At 39.8% G+C, this 18,881-nt stretch carries 20 protein-coding genes; 4 read left to right on the top strand and 16 right to left on the bottom strand.

Annotation, left to right across the window (positions count from 1 at the left end; all coding sequences use genetic code 11):
- Positions 1–2: 2 nt before the first annotated feature.
- On the bottom strand, positions 3–1,328 hold the full coding sequence (rlmD, locus tag AC27JL_RS02530; RefSeq protein WP_039036545.1) for a 23S rRNA (uracil(1939)-C(5))-methyltransferase RlmD: 1,326 nt from the start codon (positions 1,326–1,328) through the stop codon (positions 3–5).
- 125 nt (positions 1,329–1,453) lie between these two features.
- Between rlmD and barA the strand changes: the two genes are divergently transcribed.
- On the top strand, positions 1,454–4,240 hold the full coding sequence (barA, locus tag AC27JL_RS02525) for a two-component sensor histidine kinase BarA (protein ID WP_010555869.1): 2,787 nt from the start codon (positions 1,454–1,456) through the stop codon (positions 4,238–4,240).
- A gap of 70 nt (positions 4,241–4,310) precedes the next feature.
- Here the strand turns inward: barA and pdxJ are convergent, their stop codons facing one another.
- The 10 genes from pdxJ to rpoE form a co-directional block, all read right to left on the bottom strand.
- The gene (gene pdxJ / locus AC27JL_RS02520; protein ID WP_276755415.1) at positions 4,311–5,042 is read right to left on the bottom strand and encodes a pyridoxine 5'-phosphate synthase; all 732 of its coding nucleotides are present in this window, start codon (positions 5,040–5,042) and stop codon (positions 4,311–4,313) included.
- A 22-nt stretch (positions 5,043–5,064) separates the two neighbouring features.
- Entirely contained in the window at positions 5,065–5,757 is a 693-nt protein-coding gene (gene recO / locus AC27JL_RS02515) for a DNA repair protein RecO (RefSeq protein ID WP_010555867.1), read from the bottom strand.
- A gap of 20 nt (positions 5,758–5,777) precedes the next feature.
- Positions 5,778–6,710: a GTPase Era gene (gene era / locus AC27JL_RS02510; protein ID WP_010555866.1), complete on the bottom strand. Its 933-nt coding sequence runs from the start codon at positions 6,708–6,710 to the stop codon at positions 5,778–5,780.
- The gene (rnc, locus tag AC27JL_RS02505) at positions 6,700–7,377 is read right to left on the bottom strand and encodes a ribonuclease III (RefSeq protein WP_006794149.1); all 678 of its coding nucleotides are present in this window, start codon (positions 7,375–7,377) and stop codon (positions 6,700–6,702) included. Before rnc ends, era begins: the two co-directional genes overlap by 11 nt.
- Before the next feature lie 2 nt (positions 7,378–7,379).
- Positions 7,380–8,315, bottom strand: a complete 936-nt coding sequence (lepB, locus tag AC27JL_RS02500; protein WP_008132752.1) for a signal peptidase I — start codon at positions 8,313–8,315, stop codon at positions 7,380–7,382.
- A gap of 16 nt (positions 8,316–8,331) precedes the next feature.
- On the bottom strand, positions 8,332–10,122 hold the full coding sequence (gene lepA / locus AC27JL_RS02495; protein ID WP_006794147.1) for a translation elongation factor 4: 1,791 nt from the start codon (positions 10,120–10,122) through the stop codon (positions 8,332–8,334).
- A gap of 248 nt (positions 10,123–10,370) precedes the next feature.
- Positions 10,371–10,820 (bottom strand): SoxR reducing system RseC family protein, encoded by a 450-nt coding sequence (locus tag AC27JL_RS02490; RefSeq protein ID WP_006794146.1) that lies wholly within the window; start codon positions 10,818–10,820, stop codon positions 10,371–10,373.
- 19 nt (positions 10,821–10,839) lie between these two features.
- Positions 10,840–11,790, bottom strand: coding sequence for a MucB/RseB C-terminal domain-containing protein (locus AC27JL_RS02485; protein ID WP_039036543.1), 951 nt, complete (start codon positions 11,788–11,790; stop codon positions 10,840–10,842).
- 4 nt (positions 11,791–11,794) lie between these two features.
- Positions 11,795–12,406, bottom strand: a complete 612-nt coding sequence (locus AC27JL_RS02480) for a sigma-E factor negative regulatory protein (RefSeq protein WP_039036542.1) — start codon at positions 12,404–12,406, stop codon at positions 11,795–11,797.
- Position 12,407: 1 nt separating this feature from the next.
- Positions 12,408–12,989 carry an RNA polymerase sigma factor RpoE gene (gene rpoE, locus AC27JL_RS02475; protein ID WP_006794143.1) on the bottom strand — a complete coding sequence of 194 codons (582 nt, stop codon included), beginning with the start codon at positions 12,987–12,989 and terminating at the stop codon, positions 12,408–12,410.
- A 246-nt stretch (positions 12,990–13,235) separates the two neighbouring features.
- On the opposite strand from rpoE, the gene nadB reads away from it, so the two are divergent.
- Entirely contained in the window at positions 13,236–14,846 is a 1,611-nt protein-coding gene (gene nadB / locus AC27JL_RS02470) for an L-aspartate oxidase (protein ID WP_487194732.1), read from the top strand.
- On the opposite strand, the gene AC27JL_RS02465 is transcribed toward nadB, so the two are convergent.
- Both AC27JL_RS02465 and AC27JL_RS02460 read right to left on the bottom strand, forming a co-directional pair.
- On the bottom strand, positions 14,821–15,162 hold the full coding sequence (locus AC27JL_RS02465) for a hypothetical protein (protein WP_487194731.1): 342 nt from the start codon (positions 15,160–15,162) through the stop codon (positions 14,821–14,823). The genes nadB and AC27JL_RS02465 overlap by 26 nt on opposite strands.
- Positions 15,163–15,232: 70 nt before the next feature.
- Entirely contained in the window at positions 15,233–15,484 is a 252-nt protein-coding gene (locus tag AC27JL_RS02460; protein ID WP_006794140.1) for an FAD assembly factor SdhE, read from the bottom strand.
- Positions 15,485–15,645: 161 nt separating this feature from the next.
- On the opposite strand from AC27JL_RS02460, the gene ygfZ reads away from it, so the two are divergent.
- On the top strand, positions 15,646–16,557 hold the full coding sequence (ygfZ, locus tag AC27JL_RS02455; RefSeq protein ID WP_008132772.1) for a tRNA-modifying protein YgfZ: 912 nt from the start codon (positions 15,646–15,648) through the stop codon (positions 16,555–16,557).
- Positions 16,558–16,569: 12 nt separating this feature from the next.
- A complete protein-coding gene (locus AC27JL_RS02450; protein WP_487194730.1) occupies positions 16,570–17,055 on the top strand; it encodes an FKBP-type peptidyl-prolyl cis-trans isomerase in 486 nt (161 codons plus the stop codon).
- A gap of 35 nt (positions 17,056–17,090) precedes the next feature.
- Here AC27JL_RS02450 and AC27JL_RS02445 read toward each other — a convergent pair whose 3' ends face one another.
- From AC27JL_RS02445 to AC27JL_RS02435, 3 genes are read right to left on the bottom strand one after another with little or no spacing between them, the layout of a single operon-like run.
- Complete coding sequence (locus AC27JL_RS02445) at positions 17,091–17,579, bottom strand: hypothetical protein (protein WP_487194728.1); 489 nt, start codon at positions 17,577–17,579, stop codon at positions 17,091–17,093.
- Positions 17,580–17,603: 24 nt separating this feature from the next.
- On the bottom strand, positions 17,604–18,419 hold the full coding sequence (locus AC27JL_RS02440; RefSeq protein ID WP_006794136.1) for a DUF481 domain-containing protein: 816 nt from the start codon (positions 18,417–18,419) through the stop codon (positions 17,604–17,606).
- A 41-nt stretch (positions 18,420–18,460) separates the two neighbouring features.
- Complete coding sequence (locus AC27JL_RS02435) at positions 18,461–18,781, bottom strand: HI1450 family dsDNA-mimic protein (protein WP_006794135.1); 321 nt, start codon at positions 18,779–18,781, stop codon at positions 18,461–18,463.
- Between the last annotated feature and the right edge of the window lie 100 nt (positions 18,782–18,881).

Below are 18,881 nucleotides of genomic sequence, written 5' to 3'. Positions count from 1 at the left end.
CTTTACCTCCGTTGAAATAACGCCATAGTTTCAATATGCCCAGTATGAGGAAACATATTCATTAGCCCAATTTTGTTGAGCTCAAAGCCTGCTTGCGAAATAATAGCGCTGTCACGGGCTAGGGTAACAGGGTCGCAAGAGACGTATAAAATTGTTTTAAATTGCTTTAAAGGTAATTGCTCTAATATAGCCATTGCACCAGTACGTGAAGGGTCTAATACCAACACATCTAGGTTTTTATTAAACCACTGCGCATTTTGTATTTTTTGCGTTAAATCAAAACAATGAAACTGCGCGTTACTGATAGAGTTAGTTTGCGCATTTTGCGCGGCCATTGCAACCGCAGAAGCAACACCTTCTATACCAATCACCGTTTTTGCTTGTTTTGCCAGCACAAGTGAAAAGTTACCAATACCACAAAATAAATCTAATATATTTTCATTACCACTTAAACCAAGCCAATCTACCGATTGTTTTAACATAGCTTGATTAACTTGAGCATTAACTTGAATAAAATTATCCAAACCAAACTCAAATTTTAGTTTAAATTCATCTAGGTAATAGTAAGGCATAGTAATATTAGTATGGTCAATTACATCACTTTCGCTTTGCCAAATAACTGAGTATTTGTAAGGCGTACAGGCTTTTATGACCACAGCTTTTACTTCATCACTAATTGCTTTAGTGTGACGAATAACTACAAAGTTATGCGTTTCACTTTGGCATAATTGCAGGTGGCTTATACTGTGTAATGACTTATTGTGATTAATTAATTCATCAAAGAGTGTAAAAACAGTTTCATAGGCGTCAGTCAAAACTGCACACTTATTAATACTTACAATATTTTTTGAACCACTCGCTCTGTACCCTATACGCATTTTTTTAGCGGCCTTATCAAACATAACCGCTATCCGTGCACTTCGCCTATAATGCGTTGAACTACTTAATAATGGAGCTTGCCAGTTTAAATTTGTTTGCTTGGCAAATTTTTCGAAAAGCTGTTCAACTGCGGCTTGCTTTTCAACTACTTGCTGGTTTACATCTAAATGCTGTAATTGACAGCCTCCACAATGGTTATAATGCTCACAAAAAGGCGCTACTCTGGCTTCACTTGCTTTAATCACTTTGTGTGTAATTGCACTACTGTAACGCGCCTTATCATCAACAAGGGTCGCTTTTACTTTCTCGCCCGGTAATGCGCCTGCGACGAAGCACACTTTATTGTTATATTTTGCTATGCCACGGCCTTGGTGATCCATATTTGTTATATCGAGCACCACTGACTTTTGCTGAAGAGGTTTTTTTTTCGCTTTAAAAATTTGCGCCATGTGGCATTACCTTACATTTATTTAGGTTAAAACTCGTAACTAATCACGTGTAGGTGAAGCTTTGAGAATAGGCATCGAAACGTATATACTCAAAACATACTAATAATGATAATAATGCTCCCACTATGACCAAATTAGGCTTACGTGATTCTGTTTTAACTTTGACCCTGATCCCCACGGTGATCATTGGATTGCTGCTTGGTGGTTATTTTACAGTAAATCGTTACATTGAGCTTGATGAAATTTTATATCAGCAAGGTGCAACTATTTCGGAGCCTTTAGCGATTGCCTTAGAACAACCGCTTCTTGATAAAAATAAAGTATTACTAAATCGTTTAATCAGTTTTACACATAATCGGCACTCCCCGTCTATTAAGTCAATTGCTATATTTGACACTAACAACGAACTGTTGATGACGAGTAATTACCACCGCTCATTCGATGAATTAATCAATCAAGCGTCTCTTGCATCACTTAAAGCCACAAAAATAGAATCCTCAAAAGATATAATTACCTTCTATACGCCAATTGTTGGTCATTCTTCACCTAATACTCAATGGGACGCTTCAGCCTTTCAAACATCGTTAGGTACGGTCATTTTACAGCTAAACAAAGATAAAGCCGTTATAGGCCAACAACGCGCCTTACTTATTAGTGGCATAGTTATTATTTTATCTTTGGTATTAGCGGCAATTATGGCATTTAAACTTAGCCGCATGTTCATGACCCCTTTAAATAAGTTAGTGCTTGCAACAGACAAACTCGTTGAGGGAAAAAGAAGTACTGGCCTTACCGATACCATGTTGGGTGAATTTGATATTCTTCGTGAAGGGTTAAATACCATAGCCGATACTATGGTAATGCAAAAAGACGAAATGCAAAAAAATATTGACCAAGCAACCAGTGATTATCGTGAAACGCTTGAACAATATGAAACGCAAAATATTCAGCTCACTATGGCAAAAAAAGAAGCACAAGATGCCAACCGTGTTAAGTCAGACTTTTTAGCAAAAATGAGTCACGAGTTGCGTACACCACTTAATGGTGTAATGGGATTTACCCGCCAGCTTTATAAAACACCACTGAACAAGCATCAAAAAGATTACCTAGATACAATCATGTTATCGGCTAATAGTTTAATGACTATTATCAGCGATATTTTAGATTTTTCTAAACTAGAAGCTGGAGCGATGGAACTTGAATCGATTCAATTTCAATTGCGCGATGCGGTAAATGAAGTAATGACATTGCTTGCCCCAAGCGCCCATGAAAAACAGCTTGAGCTCTCTATTTATATAAACCCACAAGTCCCTGACGATTTGACTGGCGATCCTACTCGCTTTAAACAAGTACTTATTAATTTATTAAGTAACGCAATTAAATTTACCGAGCAAGGTTCTATAAAAGTAGATATTAGCTACCGCTTACTTGATGAAGAAAGTGCCTCTGTTTTAGTGTCGGTAACAGATACCGGTGTGGGTATACCAATGGATAAGCAAGATTCATTGTTTACTCCTTTTGGCCAAGCAGATTCAAGCATTACGCGCAAATTTGGGGGTACCGGCCTCGGCCTGATTATCACGAAACATATTGTTGAAGCGATGAATGGTCGAATATCGTTAAACTCAGCGCCTGGTAACGGAACGTGTTTTACATTTAATAGTGTTTTTAGACTGCCTAATCACGTATTTACAAACGATCTACCAAGTAAGTCACTCATTGGTAAGCGTATTTTATACCTTGAGCCGCACGAGCATACGCATCATGCTGTACTGTCTTTATTGACTGAGTGGCAAGCAAATGTAACGCCATGCTTTAACGAAGCCAGCTTTTTATCGGCCGTAGAAAATACCCAAACTAAATTTGATATTTGTTTAATTGGTCACATGGCATCGGTTGATCACATGCAACTATTAAAAGGCTATGTAAAAACGGTAAGAGACTCGACCGACTATTTATATTTAATGCTTAATACCGTTTCACATAATATGCGTGAGGCGTTTATTGGCAGCGGTGCAGACGCTTGCTTAAGTAAGCCGCTTAATCATCGTAAGTTATGTGAAGTGCTTGCCGCACCATATAGACTCGACCATCCTGTTCATAATATAGAGCAGAGCGAGCAAAAATTATTACCGCTTAAAGTGCTGGTTGTTGATGATAACGATGCTAACTTAAAACTTATATGTACATTGCTCGATGAACAGGTTGAAGTAATTGATACTGCTCATAATGGTTCACAAGCTTATAGTTTAAGTAAAAGCCATAAGTATGATGTTATTTTTATGGACATTCAAATGCCGATAATGGATGGCATAACCGCATGTAAACTTATCCAAGAGTCATCCCTTAATGAAGATACACCTATAATTGCAGTTACTGCGCATGCCTTGCATAGTGAAAAAGAACAACTACTGAAAGATGGCTTTAAAGGGTATTTAACCAAGCCTATTGATGAAGATACACTTAAACAAATTATTAGCGACCACAGCCCACAAACGCCAATAAACCGTGAAAAAAGCAAAAATGAAATACCACAAAGTCCAGCGCCTTTTGAGAGTAGCCGAATAGATTGGCCCCTTGCATTACAACGGGCTGGTGGAAAAAACGAATTGGCGCTTGAAATGCTTAATATGCTGCTTTTAAGCGTACCAGAAACGCTTAATTTACTAACTAAAGCTATTGATAATGAAGATTGCGAACAAGTACTCAGCATTGTGCATAAATTTCATGGTGCGTGTTGCTACACCGGTGTACCGAAATTAAAATCGTTAGCTGAAACTATTGAGACTTCACTTAAAAATGAGTGCGTGCTCGAAAATATAGAACCTGAACTTTTTGAGCTACAAGATGAGCTGGAAAACCTATTGGTTGACGCAAAAATGGACAGTAAAAACAAAAAAGACGTGCTTTAAGCGCGTCTTTCAATTAGTCCTTAACACTCATACCTGATTGTTAAGTTAAAACAGCTATTTATAATTGAAGTTAAATCCGCGCTTCAATCATTAGGCGCTTCATATCACGCACCGCTTTATCTAGGCCATCAATGGCGGCACGCGCAATAATAGCGTGGCCTATATTTAACTCATAAATTTCTGGCATAGCCGCTATTGGTTTTACATTATGGTAATTTAAACCATGCCCTGCATTTACAATTAAGCCTAAACTTGCTGCGTATTGTACACCTTGACGAATGTGTTCAAGTTCTTTGCTTAAGTCGCTATCGTTTGTTGCATCTGCGTATGCACCGGTGTGTATTTCTACATAAGGTGCGCCACAGGCTTTTGCAGCATCTAATTGTGCAGTATCCGCGTCAATAAATAATGAGACTTTAATCCCTGCATCGGTAAGGGTTTTAGTTGCCGCTTTTATTTTGTTTATATTACCTGCAACATCTAAACCGCCCTCAGTGGTCAATTCCTCTCGTTTTTCCGGCACTAAACAAACATATTCAGGCTTCACCTCTAAAGCAATAGCAATCATTTCATCGGTTACTGCTGTTTCGAGGTTCATACGCGTTTGAATTGTTTTTGCCATTACGTACACGTCACGGTCTTGAATGTGGCGGCGGTCTTCACGTAAATGAATGGTAATGCCGTCTGCACCAGCGTGCTCTGCAACGCTTGCTGCATGCGCTGGGTCAGGATAAGTTGTTCCTCGTGCTTGGCGAAGCGTTGCAATGTGATCAACATTTACACCCAAAAGAATATCTTTCATTGTTTTACCTGTAAAATTACGTTTATTGAGAGGCCGTAAATAACTCACGACTTTTTAATGGCTTATTACCTAACAAAGGTTTTAGTAAATAGCGACTTAACTGTTTTGCCATATATAACACATCTTTTCGGCTAAAGTCATGATTTGCTATTGCTTGAAGCTGTTCACCGCTAAAACCTGAGCGAGTATCTTCTTGGATAACAAACCCAAGTTCAGAGAAATAACTATACGTAAGCGCTTTATCTATTGGCTCACCGTTGGTATCAAAACTGAAATCAACACCGTAACCCAATAATTCTAGTAATTGAAATTCGTACGAACGCAAAACAGATTGCAAATTGGCGCCACGGTTTAAGTTTTCTAAATGAGATTTATAAAGCTCATAAGCTTGTTCAATAGGCTCATTAACAGGCACTATTCTATTTGTTAACTCGTTTAAATAAAACCCACAATAAAGCTCGTCACCAGATAGAAAAAGCGGTGCGCCGTGCAGCTCAAATTTATTAATGTATTTTAAATCGTACTTACCACTATAGTGAACAAGTAGAGGTTGAAAGGGTTGTAATTGCGCTTTGTGTTTAGTGGCCTGGCGGCCACTAATTCGTGCGATCATTCTAAGCTGGCCAACGCCTTCTACTAGCATATCGAGCATTACTTGTGAGTCACTATAAGGACGTCGGTGTAATAAATATGCGGTATAGAAGTCACTATCCATAAAGTAGGTTACTTACTATTTTAGTCTTCACCATAGCCTAGGCTTCTAAGTGCGCGTTCGTCATCAGCCCAACCAGACTTAACTTTTACCCAAAGCTCCAAAAATACTTTGTTATCTAGCATTTCTTCAAGGTCTTTACGGGCTTCACGGCCAATTACTTTTAGCTTTTCGCCTTTATTACCAATAACCATGCGCTTTTGTGTTTCACGTTCAACTAAAATTAACCCATTGATATGCCAAACACCATTTTCTTGCCATTTAAACTGCTCTATTTCAACAGTAACCGAGTAAGGTAATTCTTCGCCCATAAAGCGCATTAGCTTTTCACGGATAACCTCTGCAGCCATAAAGCGCATCGAACGATCGGTTACGTAGTCATCAGGAAAGTAAAACTCACATGGCGGAAGACGTTTGGTTACTTCGTCTTTTATAAGGTCAACATTTTTACCTTGCTTAGCCGAAACGGGCATAATGCTCACAAAGTCAAACTTATCGCCTAATAACTTCATGTGCGGAAGCACTAAATCACGGTCTTTCACTTGGTCAATTTTATTAATAACCAACATCACTGGCTTACCGCTTTGCGATACTTTATTTAGTACCATTTCATCATCAGCAGTCCAGTGTGTTCCTTCAACCACAAAAATAATCAGTTCTACGTCACCAATCGAACTAGACGCAGCTCGATTCATTAAACGGTTAATTGCGCGCTTTTCTTCTATGTGAAGTCCCGGCGTATCAACATAAACGGCTTGATGCTTACCTTCTGTATGAATACCCATAATACGGTGGCGCGTTGTTTGCGGCTTACGTGAAGTAATACTGACTTTTTGCTCAATAATCTCATTGAGTAAAGTCGATTTACCTACGTTAGGACGTCCTACAATGGCAATCATGCCACAAAATGTATCAATATCGCCTTCATGAGGTTGTATTAGGGTATCAAGATTCATTTTTAATTATCTTCAATGCTTTTTCAGCAGCTTTTTGTTCGGCCTTACGGCGTGAGCTACCAACAGAAATTATGCTATCCATTCCATCAACAATACATTCAACCGTGAATGTTTGATTGTGCGCTTGGCCCTTTGTATCAACCACAGTGTAACCTGGTAAAGGAAGTTTGCGACCTTGTAGATGCTCTTGCAGCAGGGTCTTCGGATCTTTTTGATTAAGCCCTGGTGAAATAGCATCTAAGCGTGATTCGTACCACGATAAAATAAGCTCGCTGCAACGCTCAATACCTGAATCTAAGAACGCAGCACCAATGATGGCTTCTACTGCATCGGCAAGTGTTGATTCGCGGCGGAATCCACCACTTTTAAGCTCACCTGGGCCTAAACGTAAGTAATCACCTAAACCAAATTCAACGCCAAACTCAGCAAGTGTTTGACCACGTACCAGTGTTGAACGCATGCGGCTTAAGTCGCCTTCACGTGCTTTAGGGAATTTGGCATAAAGTGCATTAGCAATAACAAAACTCAAAATTGAGTCGCCTAAAAACTCCAAGCGCTCGTTATGCTGACCTTTGTGACTGCGGTGCGTCATTGCCTGTTCAAGTAAACCTTGATCAGAAAACTCGTAGCCGATTTTGTTGTATAACTCTGTTACATTTTTTTTCATTGTTACTGAATATTACCTAGGCGTTCAAAGCGAACACCAGTTGGAACCCATCCTGGTAAAACATCATCAGGGCCATTCTCAAATTCAAAACTCATCCATATAAAGACAGCTTTCCCCACCAAGTTTTCTTTTGGTACAAATCCCCAAAATCGACCATCTTCACTATTATCTCGGTTGTCACCCATCATAAAATAGTGATCTGCGGGTACAACCCACTCATCGGTGCGAGTACCAGCTTGTCTAAAGTAGCGACCTTTTTTCTCTGGAACCTCAGGGTAAATTAAAATATCGTGACCATCTTCTGTTAGCGATTCATTTATTCGAACCGATTCCATGCCTTTTAGCATAAACTCGCCTCTATCTTTCACTTCCATATCAATTTTGTTGTACTCACCACATTGTAAGTTACTGCGGCTTACTTCACCTTCAGCACACTTTGGCTGAATGTATAGGTGCTTATCGCGGTATACAACCTTATCGCCAGGTAGTCCTATTGTTCTTTTGATGTAGTCAATTGTTTCATTACCAGGAAACTTAAAAACAACAATATCACCGCGTTCTGGCTCGTCCATCTCAACTAATTGAGTGCGCCAAACAGGGTCTTTTATACCGTATGAATACTTTTGTACTAAAATAAAATCGCCCACGAGTAGTGTTGGCATCATTGAACCTGACGGAATTTGAAAAGGTTCAAAGATAAACGATCTGAAAATAGTAATAGCAGCAATCATCGGAAAAATCGATTTTGCAGTTTCAGTTAATACTGGCTCTGGTGCAATTAATGCTGCTGTTTCATCATCTAACTTTGCGCCAGCAGAGGTTTGTGCTAACGCTAAACGCTCTTGCCTTTTTGGTGCATACATTAAGTGGTCTATTAACCATATTAAGCCTGAGCCTAAGGTTAACAGCACCAATAAAATTGAAAAGTAACCAGCCATTTATAATCCTTTGTTGTTATTTGCCAACTTTCAAAATAGCTAAAAACGCCTCTTGAGGTACTTCTACATTACCTACTTGTTTCATGCGTTTTTTACCATCTTTTTGTTTTTTGAGTAGCTTTTTCTTACGACTCACATCACCACCGTAACATTTAGCAATTACGTTTTTACGTAGCTGTTTTACAGTTGTACGCGCAATAACATGCTGGCCAATCGCGGCTTGAATTGCAATATCAAACATTTGGCGCGGAATAAGCTCTTTAAGTGCATCAGCAAGTTGACGTCCACGCGATTGCGCACTGTCTCTGTGAGCAATAATTGCAAGCGCGTCAACACGTTCACCATTAATTAAAATATCAACGCGAACCATGTCTGAGGTTTGAAAGTGCTTAAAATTATAATCTAGCGATGCAAAACCACGACTTGTAGATTTAAGCTTATCGAAGAAATCCATTACCACTTCAGCCATTGGTAACTCATACGTTACTGCAACTTGCTTACCGTGATAAGTCATTTTGGTTTGGCTACCGCGCTTTTCAATACATAGGGTAATTACATTACCTAAGTACTCTTGCGGCACTAATATATTTGCCTCAACAATCGGCTCACGAATTTCTACAATGTCATTTACTGCGGGTAAGTCAGACGGATTATCGATTTGGAAAGTGCGCTCGTCCTTCGTTACGATTTCGTAAATTACCGTTGGTGCGGTTGTAATCAAATCAATATCGTATTCGCGCTCTAAACGTTCCTGAATAATTTCCATGTGGAGCATACCCAAGAAACCACAACGAAAACCAAAACCAAGTGCCGTTGAGTTTTCTGGCTCGAAGAATAAAGACGCATCGTTTAAGCTTAGCTTGTTAAGCGCATCACGGAATGACTCATACTCGTCAGACGCAATTGGGAACATACCTGCATATACTTGCGGTTTAATTTTTTGAAAGCCAGGTAAACGTTCTGGTGCTGCGTTTCTTTGATGTGTGATCGTATCACCAACGGGTGCACCGTGAATCTCTTTAATACCTGCGATAACAAAACCTACTTCACCGGTACGTAAGATACCTGTATTGGTCTGCTTAGGTGTGAATATACCCACTTGATCGGCTGTATGAATGTGCTCGTTAGACATGATTTTAATTTTGTCACCCGTGCGTAGCTCACCGTGCTTAATGCGCACAAGCGATACAACACCTTGGTATGGGTCAAACCATGAATCAATAATTAGCGCTTGTAGAGGCTCATCTTTTTCACCAACTGGCGGCGGGATGTCTTTGACGATCATTTCAAGTACTTCGGCAATACCAACACCTGTTTTAGCACTACACTGCACAGCGTCTAAAGCATCAATACCAATAATTTCTTCGATTTCTTCAGCAACACGCAATGGATCTGCTTGTGGCAAATCGATTTTGTTTAATACAGGAATTACTTCTAAGTCCATTTCAATTGCGGTGTAACAGTTTGCTAAAGTTTGCGCTTCAACGCCTTGTCCTGCATCAACAACTAATAATGCGCCTTCACATGCAGCCAAAGAACGCGATACTTCATAGGTGAAGTCAACGTGCCCTGGGGTATCGATAAAGTTAAGTTGATATGTTTCGCCGTCATTTGCTTTGTAGTTCAACGTTACACTTTGCGCTTTGATGGTAATACCACGTTCGCGCTCAATATCCATTGAATCTAAAACTTGTTTTTGCATTTCACGGTCGGTTAAACCGCCACAAACTTGAATCAAACGATCTGAAAGGGTCGATTTACCGTGGTCAATGTGGGCGATTATCGAAAAATTACGGATATGCTTCATAAACTGAGTTCAATACTTCTTATTTAAAGGACTAAATATGGATACCTAAGTGACTTGCAAATACTTGTTTTAGCATGCTTTTGTTAATTAATTTAAAACATACATAATGACGAAAAATGATATAAACAATCAATAAAGGCTCACACAGCAACCATGCTGATTAACTTTTATTAAATTGTTTTAAATCACAGCTTCCTGTATTTCCAAGTTACTTGGGTATAAAACGCCAATTTTACATTTAATTGGCGTCAATCACCATCTATTTGAGTTAAAGGGATACTAATTGGGTGAATTTTTACTACTTTTATATCGTGCCTGAGCGATTTAACACGTGTTTTTGCAATATAAAACCCCAAAACACCGCCCACCGCAGCTGCAAATATTTGCCACCCTTCGCCCATTAGTAATAACTCAGACGTAGCAAGTGCAAAAACAAGACTTAAAAAAAGCGGCAGCATATACACAGCAAATGCGTGTTTTACCATATGGCTATCATCAAGGGATAAAGTGATTTTCTGGCCTATTTCGACAGGGGACTCAAATTTATAAGGGAGTGTTTTTTTTGCAGTGCCAAATAATTTACTAAATACTTGGGAGCCGCAACGACCGTTGCAGCCAGCGCAAGCTTGCTTTTGCTCGGCTTCTAAATGAGCCGTGTGGCCACTAAGGGCCACAACAGTGAGGGTTTGTTCAATCATAACAATCCTTACGAATCGTTTATAAAGCGCGCGTAACAGATTCGGCTATTGCCTTTGCAGTTAGGCTTGGCACATTACCAACAACCGATACATCAAAATTACCGCCATTATGCACATAAACCGTTGTAGCGCCAGAGGTGAGTGCACCACTTAAACGTTTACCAGGTAGTGGTCGCTGAATAAATACCGACACTTCAACAAACCCATCTGAATATAGATAGTAATCCGTAAGCTCGTTATTCAAATCTAGCTTGTGCCTATCCGATTTGAGTAGCTCAAAACCGGCAGGTAACCAGCTTATTTTCCAGTTAGTTGACGAACTATCAACTCCTTCCAATTCGTTTTCAGGTAACGGTGTAGGAAAATTTCGATTTAACACTTCTAATAGCATAGGTGCTGGTTGTTCAGTCACACTAATATGGGTTAACTGAAGCTGTTCAAGAGCCTCTCCTTGATGGTTAACATAAGCAGCTTTTAATAGCAGCGCCGATTCCATATCAAGCCAAATCCAGTAGTTATATTTGTGCTCATCTTTTGACTCTATACGTACAAGCTGTGCAGCACGCCCGGCAATACGCCCTTTTCCGCCAAGTACAAAATCGTAGTGCTCACTTAAGCGCTGTATGTCTTTAAAAAGTACTTCTGGGATAGGCCCTGCAATAGAGTCTGTTTTTAGTGAATAAGGTTCAGACTGAGGTTCAAAATAAGTTACCTGGTCGTTGACTCTAATCATTTCAAGGCCTGCGCCATTGAGCAAACTCAAGTGTTCGAGTTCAATTTCACCCTGTTTGGCGTGCACCCATCGATAGGGTTCCATTGATTTACCTTTAACAACCACAAACGAGGCATCAAAGTTACGATTATGAACAGCATTAGCCATTTCTAATAATAGCGTTTTGGCAGGATTTGAGTCGTTGGCAACTGCAGTAAAGCTCAATACCAACGACAGAACAAAAGTGATTACTTTCATTTAATTAGTTTTTTTCCTCTTGCGCTTTTGTTTCATTTTGCGCTGTTTGAAGAGAGTTAGCAACACGTGCTTGACGTTGATGCTCTAATACTAACGCGCCAATACGCTGTTGTTGCAATTCACGTAAGCCTTGCTCTGCGTTTTCAAGAGCGGGCGCAGATGAGTAGCTCACTGGTGACGCCATACCTGTTAAGGGTGTTGTTTGCAGTAATGGGATTTCATTTTGTTGTGGATCACTTTGCGGTAACGTGCTCACACCCACAATCGCAAACATTGCGACACTTGCGGCTATAGCAAGCTGGGCAACAGGCTTACGCCAATTAAATGCCACTACGTTATTTTGGTCTGGCTTATCGTCCACTTTAGACTGCTTTTTCGACTGGGTAAAGTCAGCATAAACAGGCTCGTTTTCAAGTGCTAGAGCAACGCGTTCGCTAATATCAATATGGATGTCGTGGTTATTTTTTTGAGCACGCATTGCATCACCAATTAACGCATAACGACCAAACGTAGAAACATCTTGCTCTGCAATTTTTGCATCAGCTAGGTGCTGCTCGCCATCAAGTAATGCAGATAACGATTCGTTATCTAACTTGTTAAGGTGTGCTTTTGTCATACTAAGACTCGCCTATTAATGGGTTTAATTTGTTATCAATTGCTTCACGGGCACGAAATATACGCGAACGTACTGTGCCTACAGGGCAATCCATTACCACAGCTATTTCTTCATAGCTCATACCCTCAATTTCTCTGAGAGTTATTGCGGTTTTAAGGTCTTCAGGCAAACTATCAATTGTATTAAAAATTACAGCGCGAACCTCTTCACTTAATAAAAGGTTTTCAGGTGATGCGTTTGAACGCATCGAGTCACCACAATCATAAAATTCAGCTTCTTCAGCGTCAATATCATTGGCTGGCGGCTTACGCCCCTGAGCAACTAAATAATTTTTAGCACAATTAACGGCAATACGGTATAACCAAGTATAGAAAGCACTGTCGCCTCTAAAGTTGGGAAGTGCACGGTAAGCTTTTATAAAAGCTTCTTGCGCTACATCAGCAATATCGCCTTGATTTGATACATAACGAGAGATCAAACCTGCAATTTTGTTTTGATACTTCTTTACTAATAGATTGAAGGCATTTTTATCGCCCTGCTGCACTCTTCTTACTAGCACTAAATCCAATTCCTGCTCGCTCATTCGAGCCGGTACTCCTATGTCTGGTTTTTGCTTGTTATTCATATTATCGCCATTGTTCACAAATACTCTGACCGCGACATGAATAAAAAGTTCTGCTTAATATTATTTTTATATAAAATAGTTCATAAATAACGGCGCTAAGCCATTAAAATCACTACATAGTGGTATGACAAATATGATACAACTACAAATATTAAAAACAAATACTGCTTTATTTAAGCATTGTAACCGCAAAGTACCCCTGACATGAACCAAAATAAACATCACATCGCAGATGTCGCTATTATCGGAAGCGGCGCGGCTGGCTTATCTCTTGCCTTATCATTAGCTAACTATTGTAACGTTACCGTTATTAGTAAAGGCGCGCTTACCGAAGGCTCTACACTTTATGCACAAGGTGGCATAGCCGCAGTATTTGATAAAAAAAATGACAGTATTGAATCGCATGTTGAAGATACTCTGGATGCTGGCGGCGGCCTATGTGACCGTGAAGCTGTTCACTACACAGCAAGTAATGCACACGATTGCCTTCAATGGCTAATTGACCAAGGTGTGCCTTTTGACATGGAATTTGATAGCAAAGGCAAAGAGCGTTTTCATCTAACGCGAGAAGGCGGGCATAGCCATCGTCGAATTTTGCATGCCGCCGATGCGACTGGTAAAGCCGTTCAAACAACATTAATAAGCCAAGTAAAATTACATAAAAACATCACTCTACTTGAGCAATACAATGCTATTGATTTAATTACTGATAAAAATACTGGCAAAGCAGGAACACACGTTGAGGGTATGTATGTGTGGAACAAAAAAGCTAAAAAAGTCGAAACTATATCAGCTAAATTTGTAGCACTTGCGACCGGTGGAGCAAGCAAGGTGTACTTATATACATCTAATCCTGATGTATCAAGCGGTGACGGTATTGCCATGGCTTGGCGAGCTGGCTGTAAAGTAGCTAATATGGAATTTAACCAATTCCACCCCACCAGCTTATACCACCCTGAATTACAAAACTTTCTAATTACCGAGGCAATGCGCGGTGAGGGTGCGTATTTAAAACGCCCAGACGGCACTCGCTTTATGAAAGATTTTGATGAACGTGAAGAGCTAGCCCCTCGTGATATAGTCGCTCGCGCAATCGATTTTGAAATGAAGCGCTTAGGTGCTAATTGCGTTTACTTAGATATTAGCCATAAAGATAAAGAATTTATTATTGAGCACTTCCCTACTATCTATGCAAAATGCTTGAGTGTTGGGTTAGATATTACAAAAGAAGCGATTCCGGTTGTCCCTGCCGCACACTACACTTGCGGTGGTGTAATGACTGACTTTAACGGTAAAACAGATTTAGATAATCTATATGCAGTTGGTGAAGTAGCTTACACCGGCCTGCACGGTGCAAACAGAATGGCAAGTAACTCATTATTAGAGTGTATTGTGTTTGCCCATGCTGCGGCGAAAGATATTTTAAGCAAAATTGAACATGCACCAGAACCCATGACCTTGCCGCAATGGGATGAAAGCCGTGTAACTAACTCGGACGAAGAAATAGTCATTACGCATAATTGGCATGAGTTACGCCTATTTATGTGGGATTATGTCGGTATTGTTCGTTCAACTAAACGTTTAGAGCGCGCACTACATCGGGTTGAGTTGCTGCAACAAGAAATACATGACTATTATGCTAACTTTAGAGTAAGTAACAACTTACTCGAGCTACGTAATTTAGTGCAAGTAGCAGAGTTAATAATTAGAAGTGCAATGCAAAGAAAAGAAAGTAGAGGGCTTCATTACACAATTGATTACCCTGAGCAAAACGAAAACCCAGCCCCCACTATTTTGACCCCTGAGCGCCATTAACCGCACTCAAAACAGCTCGTTTTAATCGGGCATAGCTTTGCTTATCAACACCATTGGCTGAAATAATAAGCCAATGGTTGTTATTAAATCCTTTTATAAATAGCCAAACACTGCCCAAAAACACTTTGCTTTTTGGACTTATTTGCCCTTCTATTTTATGTACGTCATTTTCGAATCTAAACAAACTAGGGTCTAAAATAATCACGCCCATTTGCGGTTGGCAGGCTTTTACTTTACGCCAGACTAAAACCCCAGTTATTAGGTTGGCAAAAATACATATTAGGATTGCCAAAAAAGAGCTTAAAAATAAACACATTATTAAAGTAAGTACACAAAAAAAGACCACAATGGGTTTGTGGTCTGCTTTATTATTTTTTACAGTGAACCTATACACGAACTCTGTTTAATATGAGTTGTACCATACTATTTAGCTGCTCATCTTTACATTTTTCATGGCCCATAAACCATGCAAATAGATCAGGATCTTCTTGTGTTAACAAGCGCTGAAAAATAGCTTGTTGCTCTGCATTTAAAGAATCGTATGCTTCTTCTACAAACGGCATAAACAAAACATCTAGCTCTAACATACCACGACGACAAGCCCAACGAATACGTGCTTTACTATGAATTTCAACCATTTTAAACCTCATACTGAATTGACTCGAGTTTAACAAACACAAGCCGGTTTAGCAGCTATTAATCAACTATAAAATAAATACACCCCTGCGGGTGCTTGTCTGTACCATACGTAGCAACTGCGTTATTATGTCACTTCATTTGTATTGCAAAGAAGGTTTTTATGTCTAGCGTTTACGCATGTCCGTTATCTCACCAACTTATTAGCCTTACAGGTGCTGATAAATTATCTTATCTGCACGGGCAAATTACTCAAGATCTAAATAAACTAACCAACAGCAATTTTTTATGGACCGGCCACTGTAGCGCCAAAGGAAAACTTTGGGGCGTATTTAAGCTATTTTCTCACCAAGACAGTTACTACTTATCTGGCAGTAGTGCTGAGGTAGAGCAATCGTTAGTTGAGCTAAAAAAATACGCAGTATTTGCAAAAGTAGACATAAGTGCGTCTTCAAACCGGTTAATTGGCCTTATTGGTGATGACTTATCTACGATTTTAACAGAGCTGGGTATTGCTTTTGACGACAATATAATAGCGTGTGACTTTGATAACGGTAAAGCATTGAAGCTGGCTGATAACCGAGTGTTGCTTATGGTTGACAGTCAGTTTGCAATCCCGGATAGCGTTTTAACGCTTGATAACGATGCACCATGGCAGCAAGCAGCAATTTTAGCTGGCGAGCCACAGCTGAGCAGTGATGCAATTGGTGAATATGTGCCGCAAATGGTTAATTTACAAGCCATTGGTGGAATCAGCTTTAAAAAAGGCTGCTATACAGGGCAAGAAACTGTAGCCCGTATGAAATACCTTGGTAAAAATAAGCGAGCCATGTATATCGTATCAGGCCAAAGTGAAAGTATGCTGGACGAACCCGAACTTGAAGTACAACTGGGTGAAAACTGGCGTCGTGCTGGTAAGCTTATTGCGCAAAGCTTTGATGAAAAAACAAAGATCTTAACTGGCCTTGTTGTGTTGCCAAACGATACTGAAACAACGCAAGTACTTCGTGCAAAACACGCGCCTCAGGTAGAGCTAAACATTCTGCCTCTGCCCTACTCTTTAGATGATGAATAAATAGGAATGACTATGATCGTTGCGGCAAACAAAGTGGTAAAAATGCATTATTCAGTGATGGATAATGATGGTAACAGCATTGATAACTCGTTCGGTGGTGAGCCGCTACATTTTATTGTGGGTACTGGTTATCTAATTTCAGGCCTTGAAAACGCACTACTAGGTAAGCAACCTGGTGACACGCTAAGCGTAAAAGTAGAACCTGAAGATGGTTACGGTGAACGCCATGACAACCTAATGCAAGCTGTGCCAAAATCGATGTTCGAGGGTATGGAAATTGAAGTAGGTATGCAATTTCGCGCATCAACAGATGATGGCGACCAATCAGTAATGATTATTGATATTCAAGATGAAGAGGTCATTGTTGATGGCAATAACCCGCTTGCAGGTATTACACTAAACTTCGATGTTGAAATACTTGAAGTACGAGATGCAACAGCTGATGAGCTTACCCATGGCCATGTTCATGGCGAAGGTGGGTGTGGTCACGACCACTAACTTACAGATGTAAAAAAGCGCCTAAGGCGCTTTTTTTATATCATGTTATTGCGTTTGACCACTTTGGGCTCGCTTTGTTGCTTTTGAGGCTTCGCCATTGTTACGTTTTGTTTTTTTAGCGCGTCTAATAACCCTTGCTGATCGTTTGTACCCACTCTATACAAGGTGCCATCGTTAAGCGCTAACTGAACAGCACTAAATCCAGACACGGAATAAACCCACCCATCGTGCGTTATTCGAATACCAATACCATGTCTGTATGAGTTTTGAACTGCTTTTGCCTCTGAAATATCGCTGAGCATAATTTGCTGGCCAGCCACGCCCGGGCCAAATCCCCAGCTAATTGTTTTATCGTCTACTTTAACTGTTAAGCCATGAAACAAAAAGCCCACCAGCACCAACACCCCTGCAAAAATAATTAACGGCCAATCTGCCCCTATTAAGTTCCACGCAAGTGCTACAAAACCACCAATCCAGGTCAAAACAAAAAAGATAAACACTGCATACTGTTTATGCTGATACATATAATTCTCTAATTAAATAAATACTTAAAAGCTATACACTAATGTAGCACTGAGCTCAGAATCAAACTTAAGTTTATCATCTTCTGGTTTTGAATTATAACGATACATATAAGCAAACTTAAGAGACACCGCCCCTATAACCTGACTAATCAGCGCAGTTTCAGATTTTAATCGTGAATTTAACCCTGACAATGACTGCTCTATACTCACATCTTGATTAAAACGAGTGCGTTTTGAAACCAGTCGTTCCCATTGCATAGCAACACGAAGTAAGTAACCGGTTTTATTTTCTTCGCTATCACTTACCGTTGAGTCTTCATCAGCCACCGAACGATACAGACCAGGCCCTATATCAATATCGACTTTGTTCTTAGTGCCCTGGTAAACACGTGCGCCATACCCCGTTGCAATGGTGCTCTTAAATTTAAGGCCACTAAACTGATCTTCCTCGTAATCGCCATAAATAAAGAACGATGAGTTTTTAACGCCTACTTTATAGTTACCTTGTGCAGATACAAATACACGGTTTGCAGTTACGTCGCTGTCTCCAGTGTCGTCATTTTCGTCGCGCTTATAGAGGGTGTCAATTTTAAATTGGTTTCGCCACTTTTCAAAATCTTGGTACAGGTTACCTTTGAGCTTAAAGCTGGTTGAATTAATATTTCCCCGAGACAAAATAAACCCAAACTCAGTATCGCCGTAAAGCATTTCACCTTTGTGCAAATCATGGATCTCTTCGTCAGAAAGCTGCCCATACTCATGAAAATCTTCAAATGGATCAACAGCCCAGCAAGAGCTACTAATTAAAATAAAAATTATAAATAAGTACTTACGCAACATTCTCTCTCGCCACTTAATAAAAAATAAACAAGCAGTGGGGCTTATTCACTTTCTTTCCATAAAATATGGCAAAACGGAGCGTCTTTATCACGACTAATTAAAATTTTTGCAAATAGCACATCTTCATTATCAAACTCTAAACCCACTAACACTTGAATAAAGTGTTCTGGCTCAATTTCAAGCGCTACAAAATCTTGCCACTGGTCGTCAGGTTCATCTTCTTCAATAAAGCCAAGGTCTTCTCGATATTCATTAAAGTTTTCAACGTCGTCATCACTTAAGTTACTCGGTGCTAACTCTAAAAAAATATCATAAGCTTGATGTGTTGCTTCTTCGATTGTAAATAAACGTGGACCCGACATAGTTGCGTAACCTTAACCTTAATAATTGGCGGTATGTTATCAAATCTGATTAGCTATTTGATAAAAAAGCGTTTAAAAACCTGACTTTTTTAACCTCAAA

Source organism: Pseudoalteromonas sp. 4NS20-0020 (assembly GCF_057554385.1).
This window is presented reverse-complemented; position numbering and strand designations above follow the sequence as displayed.